Annotated in this window: 11 protein-coding genes and 1 pseudogene; 5 read left to right on the forward strand and 7 right to left on the reverse strand. The window is 70.3% G+C overall.

The window, feature by feature from the left end; genetic code table 11:
• The 5 genes and pseudogenes from ACWC24_RS34620 to ACWC24_RS34640 all read right to left on the reverse strand — a co-directional run.
• A pseudogene (locus ACWC24_RS34620) lies at positions 1-307 on the reverse strand (hypothetical protein); the annotation flags it as partial.
• A 221-nt stretch (positions 308-528) separates the two neighbouring features.
• Positions 529-2847 (reverse strand): xanthine dehydrogenase family protein molybdopterin-binding subunit, encoded by a 2319-nt coding sequence (locus ACWC24_RS34625; RefSeq protein ID WP_450666864.1) that lies wholly within the window; start codon positions 2845-2847, stop codon positions 529-531.
• Between the two features lie 34 nt (positions 2848-2881).
• Positions 2882-3877: an FAD binding domain-containing protein gene (locus ACWC24_RS34630; protein WP_450666865.1), complete on the reverse strand. Its 996-nt coding sequence runs from the start codon at positions 3875-3877 to the stop codon at positions 2882-2884.
• A complete protein-coding gene (locus ACWC24_RS34635; RefSeq protein ID WP_450666866.1) occupies positions 3874-4413 on the reverse strand; it encodes a (2Fe-2S)-binding protein in 540 nt (179 codons plus the stop codon). The genes ACWC24_RS34630 and ACWC24_RS34635 overlap by 4 nt, the downstream gene beginning before the upstream one ends.
• Positions 4410-5033, reverse strand: a complete 624-nt coding sequence (locus ACWC24_RS34640) for a hypothetical protein (RefSeq protein ID WP_450666867.1) — start codon at positions 5031-5033, stop codon at positions 4410-4412. The genes ACWC24_RS34635 and ACWC24_RS34640 overlap by 4 nt, the downstream gene beginning before the upstream one ends.
• 490 nt (positions 5034-5523) lie before the next feature.
• Between ACWC24_RS34640 and ACWC24_RS34645 the strand changes: the two genes are divergently transcribed.
• Positions 5524-6453, forward strand: coding sequence for an NADP-dependent oxidoreductase (locus ACWC24_RS34645; protein WP_450666868.1), 930 nt, complete (start codon positions 5524-5526; stop codon positions 6451-6453).
• 192 nt (positions 6454-6645) lie between these two features.
• Here ACWC24_RS34645 and ACWC24_RS34650 read toward each other — a convergent pair whose 3' ends face one another.
• On the reverse strand, positions 6646-7314 hold the full coding sequence (locus ACWC24_RS34650; RefSeq protein ID WP_450666869.1) for a nucleotidyl transferase AbiEii/AbiGii toxin family protein: 669 nt from the start codon (positions 7312-7314) through the stop codon (positions 6646-6648).
• Positions 7315-7892: 578 nt separating this feature from the next.
• Here ACWC24_RS34650 and ACWC24_RS34655 point away from each other — a divergent pair.
• From ACWC24_RS34655 to ACWC24_RS34665, 3 genes are all read left to right on the forward strand, one after another.
• Positions 7893-9419, forward strand: a complete 1527-nt coding sequence (locus tag ACWC24_RS34655; RefSeq protein ID WP_450666870.1) for an ISL3 family transposase — start codon at positions 7893-7895, stop codon at positions 9417-9419.
• 21 nt (positions 9420-9440) lie between these two features.
• On the forward strand, positions 9441-9770 hold the full coding sequence (locus ACWC24_RS34660; protein ID WP_450666871.1) for a hypothetical protein: 330 nt from the start codon (positions 9441-9443) through the stop codon (positions 9768-9770).
• A gap of 762 nt (positions 9771-10532) precedes the next feature.
• On the forward strand, positions 10533-11288 hold the full coding sequence (locus tag ACWC24_RS34665) for a hypothetical protein (RefSeq protein WP_450666872.1): 756 nt from the start codon (positions 10533-10535) through the stop codon (positions 11286-11288).
• A 463-nt stretch (positions 11289-11751) separates the two neighbouring features.
• Here ACWC24_RS34665 and ACWC24_RS34670 read toward each other — a convergent pair whose 3' ends face one another.
• Complete coding sequence (locus ACWC24_RS34670) at positions 11752-12381, reverse strand: isochorismatase family cysteine hydrolase (RefSeq protein WP_450666873.1); 630 nt, start codon at positions 12379-12381, stop codon at positions 11752-11754.
• Between the two features lie 287 nt (positions 12382-12668).
• Here ACWC24_RS34670 and ACWC24_RS34675 point away from each other — a divergent pair, with 287 nt between their 5' ends.
• Complete coding sequence (locus ACWC24_RS34675; RefSeq protein WP_450666874.1) at positions 12669-13622, forward strand: hypothetical protein; 954 nt, start codon at positions 12669-12671, stop codon at positions 13620-13622.
• Positions 13623-13697: the final 75 nt, after the last annotated feature.

Raw genomic sequence — 13697 nt, forward strand, 5'->3', positions numbered from 1 at the left:
CACTCAACGCCTTCGACATCACCTTCGACGGCCGCCTCTCAGCAGCCCGGCAGTAACTCCAACAACCCCAGTTACACCGCTCGTTTGACAGACCCCTCAGATGCCGCTCTGATCGTTGCTGCGGGGTGATGCGGACACCGCCGCTCTGATGCAGGAACCGACGAGCGCTCTGCACCGGTGCCCCGAGCGCCCGCCCGATCAAGCTGAACGACTGCCCCTCGCGCCAGCGTCTCCAGATCTCATCCTGCTGAGCTGGCGAAAACCCGCAGTCATGCACCTGTGCCTCCACGATCACATGATCATCCATGGGTGGTGCGTTGATCACTTGAGGGTGCCATCCGCCGTCCGCGCACGCACGGCAACGGCGCACGGCATCACCAGCTCACTGAGGAGGAGCCGCTCCCAAGTAGCCGTTGCCCAGGGTGCACAGACTCCCGCAGGCGTTCCTCGGCGGGGTCGTAGCTTCGTACTCCCACAGCAGTCCCGGCACTCGGGCGGTTCCCCTTCCGGTGTCCCTCGTCGCGGTCGTCACCGTTCGGCCAGCAGGCCGGTGAGGACGCGGTCCGGGGTGAGGGGGAGTTCGCGGAAGCGGATGCCGGTGGCGTGGTGGACGGCGTTGCCGAGGGCGGCGGCGGTCCCGACGATGCCGATCTCGCCGATGCCCTTGCTGCCCATGGGGTTGAGGTGCGGGTCGTCTTCCTCGATCCAGTCGGCCTCGATGTCGGGGACGTCGGCGTGGGCGGGCACGTGGTAGGAGGCGAGGTCGGCCTCGGTGAAGTCGCCGAACGGGGCGTCCATGGTGCTGCCCTCGGTCAGGGCCATGCCCAGGCCCATGATCATGCCGCCGACGAACTGGGAGCGTGCGGTGCGGGCGTTGAGGATCCGCCCGGCGGCGAAGACGCCGAGCATCCTGCGGGCCCGTACCTCGCCGGTGACGGTGTCGACGGCGACCTCGGCGAAGTGGGCGCCGAAGGCGTGCCGGGCGTACGGGGAGTCGGTGTCCGCCCGGCCTGCGGTGTCGGAACGGACCAGGAGACCCTCGGCGGGCAGCGGACCCGGATGCTCGGCGAGCCGGGCCGCCAGGGCGGCGCACGCCTCGTGCACGGCCCAGCCCCATGAGGCGGTGCCGGAGGAGTCGCCGGCCAGCGATGCCGGGGGCAGGTCGCTGCGGCCCACCTCGGTGCGCACCCGGTCCAGGGGCGCGCCGAGGGTGTCGGCGGCGACCTGGGCGAGGACGGTGCGCGCGCCGGTGCCGATGTCGGCCGCGTTCACCCTGATGAGAAAGGTGCCGTCGGGCAGGGCCTGGGCGGTGGCGGTCGACGGCCGGATCAGGACCGGGTAGGTCGCCGCGGCCACTCCGGTGCCGATGAGCAGTGGGCCCTCGGTCCGGGAGCGCGGGCGCGGGTCGCGCCGGTCCCAGCCGAAGCGGCGGGCGCCCTCGCGCAGGCACTCGGCGAGGTGCCGGCTGCTGAACGGCTTGCCGCTGCCGGGTTCCCTCTCCGGCTCGTTGCGGATCCGCAGCTCGACAGGGTCCACGCCGAGGGCCCCGGCGAGTTCGTCGACCGCCGACTCCAGGGCGTACATGCCGGGGGCCTCGCCGGGGGCGCGCATCCAGGACGGGCTGGGGACGTCCAGCGGCACCACCCGGTGGGAGCTGAGCAGGTGCTGGGCGGTGTACATGACGCGGGACGGCACTGCGGCCTGCTCCACGAACTCCCTGACGTGCGAGGTGTGCGTGGTGACCTCGTGCAGCACCGCGGTGAGGTGTCCGTCGGCGGTGGCGCCGAGGCGCAGCCGGTGCAGGGTGGGGGCCCGGTGGCCGACGACGGTGGGCATGTACCGGCGGGGGTAGGCCACCGTGACCGGCCGGCCGGTGTGCCGTGCGGCCATGGCGGCGAGGACGACGTCGGGGCGCGGGGTGCCCTTGGAGCCGAAGCCGCCGCCGACGTGCTCGGCCACCACGGTGACGTGCTCCTCGGGCAGGTCGAAGAGACCGGCGAGCACGGACTGGACGGTCGTGCTGCCCTGGCTGGAGGTGTACACGGTCAGCCGGTCGCCGTCCCAGTGCGCGGTGCTCGCGTGCGGTTCCATGGGGTGGTTGTGCAGGGGCGGCACCCGGTACTCGGTGTCCAGGCGGACGTCGGCGTCGGCGAAGGCGCCGTACGGGTCGCCGTGTTCGAGGCGGCCCGGCTGAGCGCCCCCTTGGGGCTCGTAGGCGTCCGGGTGGTCGGGGCGGAGTACGACGTCGTGGTGCTCGGTGGCGTAGCCGACGCGGACGGCCCGGGCGGCGGCGCGGGCCGCCTCCAGGGTTTCGGCGACAGCCAGGGCTACGCACCAGCCCCGGTGCGGCACGTGGCGGTTCTGCAGGACGGCGAGGGTGGCGTCGTCCGTCTCGCCGAGGCGCGGGGCGTCGCCGGGGGTCAGCACGGCGAGGACGCCGGGCAGTGCGAGCGCGGCCGAGGTGTCCACGTCGGTGACCCGGCCCCGGGCCACGGCCGCCGGCACGGGCCAGGCGTGGACGCGGCCGGGCACCGGGTACTCGGCGGCGTAACGGGCGTTACCGGTGACCTTCTCCCGCCCTTCCCGTCGCCCGGCGGGCGCCCCGAGGGCGGTGCCCGGGCGCGGGGTGGGGTGGGGGTCCTGCTCCAGGGCGCCGGTACGGGGCTGCCGGCCCTCGCCGGACTCACCCCAGGCGGCGGAGGCGGCGCGGGTGACGAGGTCGTCGTGCGGCAGAGCAGCGCCGGCCCGCGGATCGTCCCGGGCCGGTCCGGTGGCGGCCATCGGATCGGCGTGCGGCAGACCGGTCCCGGGCAGCGGGCCGCCGTGCTCCAGTGGGTCGTTCGCCATCGGTTCTCCTGGGGTCGGCCGGGTCCGGAAGAGGTCAGGCCGTCGCGGGTGCGGGGGCGAGGCGGTTCAGGACGTCCAGGGCGAGGTTTCGGGCGAGGGGCACCTTGTAGGCGTTGTCGCGCAACGGCTCGGCGCGGTCCAGTTCCAGGGCCACGGCGCCCTCGAAGGCCTCGGGGGTCGCCGCCGCGCCCAGCAGCGCCGTCTCCGCATGGTGGGCTCGCCAGGGCCGGTGGGCGAGGCCGCCGAAGGCGAGCCCCACCTGGTCCACGACGCCGTCCGCGACCCGCAGGACGACGGCCACGGAGGCCAGGGCGAAGGCGTACGAGGCACGGTCGCGGGCCTTGCGGTAGGCGGAGGGCACACCGGCCCGGGCGGCCGGCAGCAGGATGCCGGTGATCAGCTCACCGGGGCGGATCTCGGTGTCCCGTTCCGGACGGGACCCGGGCAGCCGGTGGAAGTCGGCTACCGGGATGCTGCGCCGGCCCTCGGCGCCGTACAGCTCGACCCGGGCGTCGAGGGCCGCCAGGGCGACGGCCATGTCGGAGGGGTGGGTGGCGATGCAGTGCGGGGAGTGGCCCAGCACGGCGTGGTCGCGGTGCACGCCGTCGCGGGCGCCACAGCCGCTGCCCGGCTGCCGCTTGTTACAGGGTTTGTCGAGGTCCTGGAAGTAGGGGCAGCGGGTGCGCTGGAGCAGGTTGCCGCCGGTCGTGGCGGCGTTGCGGAGCTGTCCGGAGGCGCCCGCGAGGAGCGCCTGGGACAGCACCGGATAGCGGTCGCGGACCAGCGGGTGGGCGGCGAGATCGCTGTTGCGGACGGTGGCGCCTACGCGCAGCGCGCCGTCCGGCAGTTCCTCGACCGAATCCAGCGGCAGCCGGCCGACGTCGATGAGGACGCCAGGGGTCTCCACGCCGAGTTTCATGAGGTCGACGAGGTTGGTGCCGCCGGCGAGGTAGTGGGCGCCAGGGTGGGCCACGTAGGCCTCGACGGCCTCCTCGACGCCGGTGGGCCTGAGGTATTCGAAGCCTTTCACCCGATCACGTCCTCCACCGCCTCGACGATGCGCGGATAGGCGCCGCACCGGCACAGGTTGCCGCTGAGCCGCTCGCGGATCTCGGCCCCGTCCAGCGGCACGGGCCTGCCGGAGGGCTCCGCCGGGTCGGTGACGTGGGACGGGTGACCGGCAGCGGCCTCGGCGATCATGCCCACGGCGGAGCAGATCTGCCCGGGTGTGCAGTAGCCGCACTGGAAGGCGTCGCGTTCCAGGAAGGCCCGCTGGAGGGGGTGCGGGTGCTCGCCGTCGCCGCCGAGGCCCTCGATGGTGGTGACCTCGCTGCCGTCGAGGGTGACGGCGAGCAGCAGACAGCCGTTGACGCGGCGCCCGTCCACCAGGACGGTGCAGGCGCCGCACTGGCCGTGGTCGCAGCCCTTCTTGGACCCGGTGAGTCCCAGGTCCTGGCGGAGCAGGTCCAGCAGGACCCGTCGGTGGTCGACGAGCAGGGTATGGGGTTTGCCGTTGACCCGGAGGGTGATCTCCGAGTGCGGGTCGAGCGGTTTTTCGCTGGTCATGGCAGGGAGAGTCTTCCGGACGGGTCGTGGTGTCCGTGCACACGCGTATCCAGGCTGCGACGCCTCACACGTCCCGGCCACTCCAAGGCACCCCGCGGCCCCCGTCGCCGGGCCGGCCGGCCCGGCGACAGGAGCGGGAAGGGCTCGGTCATCGTCCAGCAGCGACGCGGCGGACTCGACCTCGTCCCTCGGCCCGATCTCCGTCTCCAGCGCCGCCACATCGTCGCCGCGTCCAGGTCGGAGCCGTGCTCGGTGACGAGGTTCAGCTGCTCGCTCCACAGCCGGTAGACCGCCGTGACCGTACGGGACGCCTTCGCCAGCCGCGGCTTCGCCGCCAGGCAGTCCTTGTCTGTGGCCCGCTCCGCCACGCTGATCAGCTTCACCTGCATCAGCAGCGTCAACAGCTCCAGCGCGTCATCGATCGCGGACGCCTCCAGATGCCGGACCACCGACGCCAGCAGCGCGGTGCGCTTTGGCTCCGGGGTGCGCTCCAGGTTCGGCGCCTTCCCCCAGCCCCGTACGGCCAGCGCCGCCAGCCGGTTCGGCGGGACCTTGTCGACCTTCACCCGGCCCAGGTGGAAGGAGGAGATCTCATCGACCCGTTCCATGGCCTTCGCCATGCCCGTGCTCGTCGTCCGCGTCGGAGGCCGGCGCAGCCGCTCCAGCTCCGAAATCCGACGGCCTTCCGGAACGTCCCGCAACGCCACCAGGTCGCCGGGCAAGGAGGCATCCGCGCGGCGCGCGGCCCTCGCCCCCGTGGCGCACAGCCGCTTCTCCGCCGTCCCGCGCCCTTCCGCCACCTGTCGGGCCAGCACCGGAGGGCGGTGGTTTTCCCGGCTGCGGCGGGTCCGGTGACGATCAGGGAGGGCCGTGCGGTGGTCTGTTGGTGGCGGCCGAGGATCATCAGGGTGCGGACCTGGGTGGCGAGCTGGCTGATGGTGGGGGTGCGGATGGTGACGAACGCGGAGTTGGTAGGCCAGGCGTTCTTCGCGGCTGCGGGGCGGGTTGGCTGGCCGGAGCGCAGCCGGCGGTGCCGCCAACAGGGTTGAACGGACAGGGTCGGGCGGCCAGCCGTGGAAGAACCGCGGCCCCGGCCGGTTGACTTCGGTCATGCGAGCCATCATCACCAACCGCTACGGCGGTCCGGAAACGCTTGAATTCGCGGAGACCGATGACCCCAAGGTCAGCCCGGACCAGGTACTCGTCCGGGTGAAGGCCGCTGGCGTCAACCCTGTCGACTGGAAGATCGTCGCCGGGCACCTCGACCCGATCATGTACGTCCACTTCCCGCTCGTGCCCGGCTGGGACGTCGCAGGCGTCGTGGAGGCCGTCGGCCTGGACACCCCCGAGTTCTCGGTCGGCGACGAGGTCTTCGGCTACGTCCGCAAGGATGAGGTGCAGCACGGCACCTACGCGGAGCTCGTCGCCGCGCCGGTGCGCACCCTCGCGCGCAAGCCCGCCTCGCTGGACTGGCGGCAGGCGGCCGGCGTGCCTCTAGCGGGGCTGATGGCCTTGCAGTCACTGCGCCGAGTAGGCGTCAGCAAGGGCGACACAGTCCTGGTGCACGCGGCAGCCGGCGGTGTGGGGTCATTCGCCGTCCAGATCGCCGTGGCCATGGGAGCCCGCGTGATCGGCACCGCCAGCGAGCGCAATCACGACTACCTGAGCTCCCTAGGCGCCGAACCGGTCGCCTACGGGGACGGCCACCGCCTGATCGACCGGGTGCGGCAGCTCGCGCCGGAGGGCGTCGACGCCGCGGTGGACAACGTCGGCGGTGACGCGGTCGCCGCCTCCCAGGACCTGCTGAAGGACTCCAGCCGACTGGCCTCGATCGTCGACCCCGGCGTGACACAGCGGGGCGGCCACCACGTCTGGGTGCGGCCCGACAGCGCGGACCTCGCCGAACTCGCCGAACTCGCCGATGCGGGCAAGCTCAAGGTCCACGTCGACCGGGCCCTGCCGCTGGCCGAGGCCGCTGAGGCGTTCCGCCTGAGTCAGAGCGGTAAGACTCGCGGCAAGCTGGTCCTCGAGGTCGGCTAGGGACATCCAGTGCGAAGGCACGCCGTGCGGACTACCGGCGGGCGCCGCGACGATGCCGTCCAAGGGCAATCTGTGCGCCGACCGAATGGCCCACGGAGAAGAGCCGGCTGCCGGCCGGAGGAGCCCGCCCGTGCGCCCGGCCCTGCCCCCAAGCTCCTGCGCCCTCCTCGACACGTGGAGGGCGCAGACTCATCAGTCGCTGTCTGCGATATCGGTCTCTGCGAGGAGGCGGGCCGCGAGGTCGTCGGCCCACCGCAGGGCCCAGGCGCGCAGTGCGGTGATGGTGGCAGGGTCGAGCCCGTAGGCGGCGAAGGCTTCGTCGTCGGTCCACTCGGCGCCCGTGAGGCTCGCCTGCAGATCCTCACGCTCGAAGCGGCCGCGGGCGTGACGGCGGCCAAACTCCACGAGCTCGACATTGCTCCAGCGGGGGGAGGCTGCATAGACATCGATCAGGTCACGGGGCGCCCCGCGGTCGGCGAGGGCACGGACCTTCGTGCCGATCACGTCCTCCTCCGCGAGGACAGGCCCATAGGGACTCTGGGTTACAGGCCGCGAAAAGATCTCCTTGAGGACATCGACTTCGCAGTCCTGCCCGGTGACCGGGTCGGTCACAGTGAAGCGGGCGGACAGCGGAGCCGTCTCGAGCGCGTGCACCGTCCAGCCCCGGGCTTCCAAGCCGGCGCGGAGCGTGGCCGGGATGTCGGCCATGGGCGCCGGGTTCTCGGTAGCGACATCGAGATCCTGACTGGGGCGGTTCACGAGGCGGTGCGCTCGCACGGCGTAGCCGCCGGTGAGAACCAGCAGATACTGGGAGCCGAGCGCGATCACATCCGCCAGGAGCCGCGTGTGCAGCTCCGGCATCTCCGTCACGCGGCCGCCCGGGCGCGGGCGGCGAGCTGGGGGACGAGATCGTGACTGCTCCTCGCACCCGCGGGGATGGTCCCGGGGCCGCCAGAAGGGCGGCTGACAGAGGCGTCTGCTCCCCGCCCCTGCGGGGATGGTCCCTCGGCCGGGCGGCCGGACGTGTTCCACCGGGCCTGCTCCCCGCACCCGCGGGGATGGTCCCAGCACAGGAATCACGGCGTGCATACCCACACCCTGCTCCCTGCACCTGCGGGCATGGTCCCAGCGACACCGCACCGGAGATGGGCCCGGACACCTGCTCCCCGCACCTGCGGGGATGACCCCTGCTGGAGCGTGAGCGCCAGCGTCTCGGTCCGCTGCTCCCTGCACCTGCGGGGATGGTCCCGTCTACGACCGGAATTTGCCCCACCCCTGAGCACCACGTGGGGAGATTCAAGGTTCAGGCAAGATTTTCGTGAAGCGTGACGGAGCATCATCTGCCTGGCATCGTCATCTATGTGTGACGAGTTTCTGGACATCGTGTTTCCGCACCTGAAGACGGTGCTGGTGGAGCGGGTGTTTGTCGAGGGTGGCCGGTGCACGTCGTCGCGCGTACTCGGGACGACCTCGTGGTGGATTGCCCCGGCTGCGGCACGGCCGCGCGTCGTGTCCATAGCCGCTACGAGCGGCATCTCGCCGACATCGGTCTCGCCGGGCGTCCAGTGGTCATTGATCTGTCAGTGCGCCGCCTGGTGTGCGACTGGCCAACCTGCCCCCGTCGTACCTTCGTTGAGCAGGTCGAGGGACTGACCATCCGCTACGGCCGGAGAACACCCCCATTGCACCGCCTGCTGGTGGCAATCGCGCTGGCCCTGGTCGGCCGGGCCGGAGCCCGGATGGCATCGGTGCTCGCGGTGCCAGTGAGCCGGGTGACACTGATCAGGATGCTGATGGCGCTGCCCGACCCGCCCGCCACTGGTTCGGCGTGCAGCCCACGGGCACTGGGCGTGGACGACTTCGCCTTTCGAAAGGGCCGGGCCTACGGCACCATCGTGGTCGACGTCGATACCTCGACGGTGATCGACCTGCTTCCCGACCGTTCGTCCGACACACTCGCCGCGTGGCTGACCGCGCACCCCGGCGCCGAGATCATCTGCCGTGACCGAGACAGCAGTTACAGCCGCGCCGCGACCAAAGCCTGCCCGGACGCGGTGCAAGTTGCCGATCGATGGCACCTACTCCAGAGCCTGTCCCGGGCGGTCGAGCAGGTCTGCCACCAGCACCGAGACTGCCTGAAGAAGCACGCCGAGCGGGGGCGCGACTGTCCCGCTCAGATGTCGGTGCTCGATGCCCTGCCGCCGACGCTGATGGTCCAGCGGGTCCTGAACCGGCACGTGGAGATCAACCGCATGGTTGCCACTGGCTGCCCAGTGAGCGAGATCGCCCGCCGCCTGGGCCTGGACCGCAAGACCGTCCGCCACTGCCGCGACACCGACCTCGATGCCCTGCTCGCCTCCGCCCGCGACCGCCGCAGCGTCCCCCTCAACCGCTTCAAGCCCTTTCTGCAGGCCGAGTTCGCCGCCGGCCGCACCATCGGCACCGAGCTGTTCCCACACCTTCGTACACAGGGCTACCGAGGAGGCTACTCCACCCTCACCCGCTACCTCCGCACCGTGCAAACCGGCACCGCACCGCCAGTCCCCGCCGAGATACCCAGCCCGCGCCGGATCACCGGATGGATCATGCAGGCCGCCGAAAACCTGTCGCCACGCGGCACCGAAGGGCTGGATGAGGTGCGACTCGCGTGCCCAGACATCACCGCAGCCTGCGACTACGCTCGCGCGTTCACCGACCTGCTCCGCCACCGTCGCGGCTTTCTGCTGAAGGCCTGGATACGCCAGGCAGAGCAAACCGCACCGCCGCCGATCAAGGGCTTCGCGGGATTCCTGCGCCAGGACCTCGATGCGGTACTGGCCGGAATGACCCTGGGCTACAGCTCCGGCGTCGTCGAAGGGCACGTCAACCGACTCAAGACGCTGAAGCGGCAGATGTTCAACCGGGCCGAACTCCCATTGCTGCGCAAGCGTGTTCTTCTACCCTGTCTCCCGGACTCTTGTCAGTAGCGTCGTCTACTGTCTCGCGCCATGGGCTACGACATCCACATCACCCGGCGTGAAGACTGGTGGGACGAAGACGGACCGGAGATCGCCACTCATGAATGGGAGGCACTCGTTGAGAGTGACGCCGACCTGTCCATGATTCCTCCACCGTCTGAATGGAGCGGGCCCTCTCAGCGGTCTGCAGTGATGACCACACATCCTGACGAAGAGCGGCTCGGAACCGCCTTGCACTGGGCGTCGGGAGAGATCAGCGCCAAGAACCCGAGCGACATTCTGATCGCGAAGATGCGCCAGGTCGCGAAAGCTTTCAATGCGCGGGTTCAGGGCGACGACGGCGAGTACTACGACGAGTGACATCCGGACGACGTCACAGCCCGTGAACCGTTCACGAAAATCTTGCCTGAACCAGATTCAAAGAGCGCCATCACTTCAGGGAGATCACGCCCGCAGGCGCGGGGGACAGGTGCTCACGACTGCCGTACTGCGGCAAGGTCTGCTGAGGGGAGAGCATGCCGGCGACGGTTTGGGCGGTGTCGTTCATGCAGGCCCCTCACTCTCTGGGTGCGCAGCTGACGCTCGCCGTCGGTTGCGCGCCCAGAGTCGATGGTCTGCGCAAGGGGTGTCCGGCACAAGCCGGGCTGCGTAATCGGCTGTGCAATGCTGTGACTTGCATGGTCGGGTCTTTGGTCGGGGTCTGCGCCATCGTGGTCGAGTTCATGGTCGGGGGTGAGGGCGATGGTCGACGACACCCTTGGCCGGGGTCCTGCGCAGACCTGCCGCGGGCGGTGCGCAATCGAAGGCGGGGCGGGCGGCCGGCGTGCGCACCAGCTGCCCGCGCCGCTCTTCGGCAGGGGCGGTGAGCGCCGCGCTTGAGCTGTTGTGCGCAGCTGTTGCCCACCGGTTGTGCAATCCGCTGCGCAGGACTGTGACCTGCCGTGGTCGGGGTCGGTGGTCGGGGTCTGGCTACGTAGGTCATATGCGAGAACGGTTGTTGGCGCTGCTCAGGAACACTTCGTGATCACTGTCCTCCGTGATGTCGGCGAGAAGTAGGGACACCCTTCACGGGAAGGAGCGGTCGGTGCAGGACATGTCAGAGCCAAGTGGCACTCTGGGCTCGTGTTGATCGATGGATACGAGAACGACCCCCTCGTTGCAGCGGAGGAGTTCCTGGCTCTGCCGGGGTTCTGGGCCGCCTACCTGCTGTGGATGTGCCAGACCGAGGAGAGCGACCCGGATCCGCTGTGGTTCGGTGTTGACGAGGCCGACACGGACGCAGCGTACGAGGCGCTCACCGACGAGGAACGCTGGCCAGTCTTCCGCATCCCGTTCGCCGACAACCACAGTGTGGTCATCGTGGGCCGCAACATCACCGATGACCTGGGGACCGAGTATTTCGTCTCCCACCCTGAGTGGGATCGGCACGGCTGCCTGGCCACCATCGACGGCCACCAAGCCGGCCCCGGACTGTCCTGGCGGGAGCTGACGCACATCGCCGGCACACCCGACCCCGAAGCTCCCGGGATCCACACGCCCCACGTCCGCCTGCTGCTCCTGCTTCCGACTCTCGGCGACAGCAACCTGCCCGCGGACGCGGCCGCGCTGGTCGGCGACGCGCTCGTCCAGGTGGGCATCGGCGAAGACATGGCGCCTGTACTGGCAGATGCCCTCCTGCGGGACCACCCCCTGTGGGAGCCGGCCGAGTGGGCCCTGCCCTCCTTCTCACCGCTTTCCGGTAGCCAGCAGCACTTTCCCGGCATCCTGCATTGCGACGAGCCCGGCAGCCCACGGTGCGGAATCCGCCTCGCCCAAGGAATCACCCGCGCGCAGAACGACCGGCTGGCCCGAGCACTCGGCACCTGGCCCACTCCATGACCACGTCGCCCCGAGCCTGCCAGCACAGGAACAGCCAGAGGCAAAGACCGGCGCGTTTCCAGAACTCGGCAACATGTCTCCTGGGTGTCTACGTGTCCCGGAGATGGAACCAGGGGACGTGCTGGTTGGGGGTCTGGACGGGCCGCCATACGGGTGCTGAGAGCCCGTTGTGCTCGGTTCCGCAGCCGCGGCCCGCCGCGCAGGACTCTCTGTCAGATGCTGATGCCGCGCTTCCCGGAGCGGCGGGTGGTAGGCGTCCTTGGGCAGAGTGATCACCCTGCGCTGTGTGAGACAGCGCTGTACGAACTCTGAGCGATTCATTCACCTGTACGCCATGGCCCCCTGCCGTGGAGGTGCCACACACCCAGTCCGCCAGGTCGATCGCATCCGGCGGGGCGTGAATGGTGGCTTCGGCCACCGATTCGGCGATGATGCGGTCGGTCATTTTCGATCTTCTTGGTCGTCAGGCGGAAAGCTTTTTGACGATCTCGTCGGTCGAGACGATGGCGCTCGCGTACTCGGGCATGTTGAACCGCAGTGACGCTTCCATTTCGGGGGCCCCGAAGCTGCCGATGGCGTCCTTCACCACCGTGACCTCGTAGCCGAGCTCGGCGGCGAAGCGGACGGTGGACTCGATGCAGGTGTTGGCGCGCATGCCGATCACGACAAGCTTGCGGACGGCCGTCTTCTTGAGCTGCAGGTCGAGGTCCGTGTTGGCGAATCCGCTGGAGAGCCAGTGCTCCTGTGCGACGATGTCGCCGGGGAGCGGCTTGAAATCGGGGTGGAAGGTTCCGCCCCAGGTACCGTCGGCGAACACGTGCGCCTTCGCGGCGGACGCCTGGACGGGGGGCATCGTCTTCCAGCGGCTGTACGGGTCGCTTTCACGCCACCGATGGTGCGGGGCGATGAAGACCTGCACGCCGGCCGCCCGCGCGGCGGCGAGGACCTGGCGCATGTGATCGACGACGTCGAGCGCTTCGAGAGTCGAGCGGCCGTAGTTGTAGAGCTTGCCGCCCTCCGACAGGAAGTCGTTGTACGGGTCGACGATCAGCAGCCCCGTCAGTTCGGGGTCGTAGTTCATCTCGGATGACATATCGATCACTTTCCATGGCTGTTCGAAGTTCTCGCGGACAGGGGTCGGGGATCAGCCGGAAGGGTGCCTTCGAGGCCGCTGTCGGCCTGGGAGCACCCTCGGCGCGGTACGCGGCCTTCGCATGGTCCGTCCGCGACGGGATGCCTCGTAGGCACCGCTTTCGCTGTGCGGAGTGTCTGTTGCCGGAGGGCCGGATGCGGTGCGGCGGGGGCAGGGGCGGGATGCGCCGTTGGTCGGATGGCGGGGTTAGGGTCGACGGCGGCAGATCGTCAGCAGCGGGAGACTTCATGTCGTCAGGGGATGCACGGCAGGACATCGGGCGCGTCAGGCCGAGCGGGCCCCGCCCGCTCGCGCCGATGCCCTTCGACGTCGAGGCCGTCTTTCCGGGGCTGGCCGGCACTGCCCGCGAGGTGACTCTCCTCTACCCCCGGGCAGGGCAGCCCGGCCCGGAGGAAAGCTCCATCGGTGGGCCGCTGATGTGGCCGGCCGACGAACCCTGGCCGATGTGCGCCGAGCCGGGCCACTCCAAGCCGCTCAGTGCACCCGTCGGCCCCGAGCCGGTCGCCATGGTTCCGGTGGTCCAGCTGTATGCACGGGATGTGCCCGGCCTAGTCTTCCCCGCCGGCACCGATCTGCTGCAGATCCTGTGGTGCCCGCTCGTGCACGAGGACGGCCCGTGCGCGGCCAACCCCCGACTTTATTGGCGCAGCACGGTGCTGACGGCCGCCGACGGCGCCGCCGGAGAGCCGCCCTGCCCGCACACCGCGGAGGAGGACTTCCTGCCGCGCCCGTGCACCGTGTCCCCGACCCCGGCCGTGGAGTACCCGAACTGGGATCTGCCGGAGGGACTCGGCGACCTGCTCGGCGAGCGGTTCGAGGCACTGCAGAGGGAACAGGGCTTTGACTACTTCGAGGTGGCCACCACGCAGCAGAGCAAGGTCGGCGGCTACCCGGGGTGGACCCAAAAGCCGGACTGGCCCGACTGCGCGGGCTGCGGCACCCGTATGGAACACCTGCTCAGCATCACCGCGACCGAACCGGGTGGCGGCCGGTGGCTCCCCCTGGACGACCAGGATCCCCGCCAGGACAAAGCCTCGACCCCCTCCTGGCAGGCCGAGGCCGACCCCGCTGCCCTCGACACGTTCGGGCACACCATGGACCTGGGCGACCTCGGCGGTATGTACTTCTTCGTCTGCCGCATCTGCCCCGACACCCCATTCACCCACCGCTACGACTGCTGAGCCCCACCCGGCCGGCCCGCGCTGGCGTCCCTACGAAACGGCCGACCACCGGAGCCTGAGGGGGCGGTGAGCGGC

The sequence above is a fragment of the Streptomyces sp. NPDC001443 genome (assembly GCF_053597355.1).

What these genes read in the sequence shown, in the direction of transcription:
- ACWC24_RS34625 (WP_450666864.1), bottom strand. Translation starts at nt 2,847, where the DNA reads ATGGCGAACGACCCACTGGAGCACGGCGGCCCGCTGCCCGGGACCGGT.
- ACWC24_RS34640 (WP_450666867.1), bottom strand. Translation starts at nt 5,033, where the DNA reads ATGGCGAAGGCCATGGAACGGGTCGATGAGATCTCCTCCTTCCACCTG.
- ACWC24_RS34675 (WP_450666874.1), top strand. Translation starts at nt 12,669, where the DNA reads ATGTCGTCAGGGGATGCACGGCAGGACATCGGGCGCGTCAGGCCGAGC.
- ACWC24_RS34670 (WP_450666873.1), bottom strand. Translation starts at nt 12,381, where the DNA reads ATGTCATCCGAGATGAACTACGACCCCGAACTGACGGGGCTGCTGATC.
- ACWC24_RS34660 (WP_450666871.1), top strand. Translation starts at nt 9,441, where the DNA reads ATGGGCTACGACATCCACATCACCCGGCGTGAAGACTGGTGGGACGAA.
- ACWC24_RS34650 (WP_450666869.1), bottom strand. Translation starts at nt 7,314, where the DNA reads ATGCCGGAGCTGCACACGCGGCTCCTGGCGGATGTGATCGCGCTCGGC.
- ACWC24_RS34635 (WP_450666866.1), bottom strand. Translation starts at nt 4,413, where the DNA reads ATGACCAGCGAAAAACCGCTCGACCCGCACTCGGAGATCACCCTCCGG.
- ACWC24_RS34645 (WP_450666868.1), top strand. Translation starts at nt 5,524, where the DNA reads ATGCGAGCCATCATCACCAACCGCTACGGCGGTCCGGAAACGCTTGAA.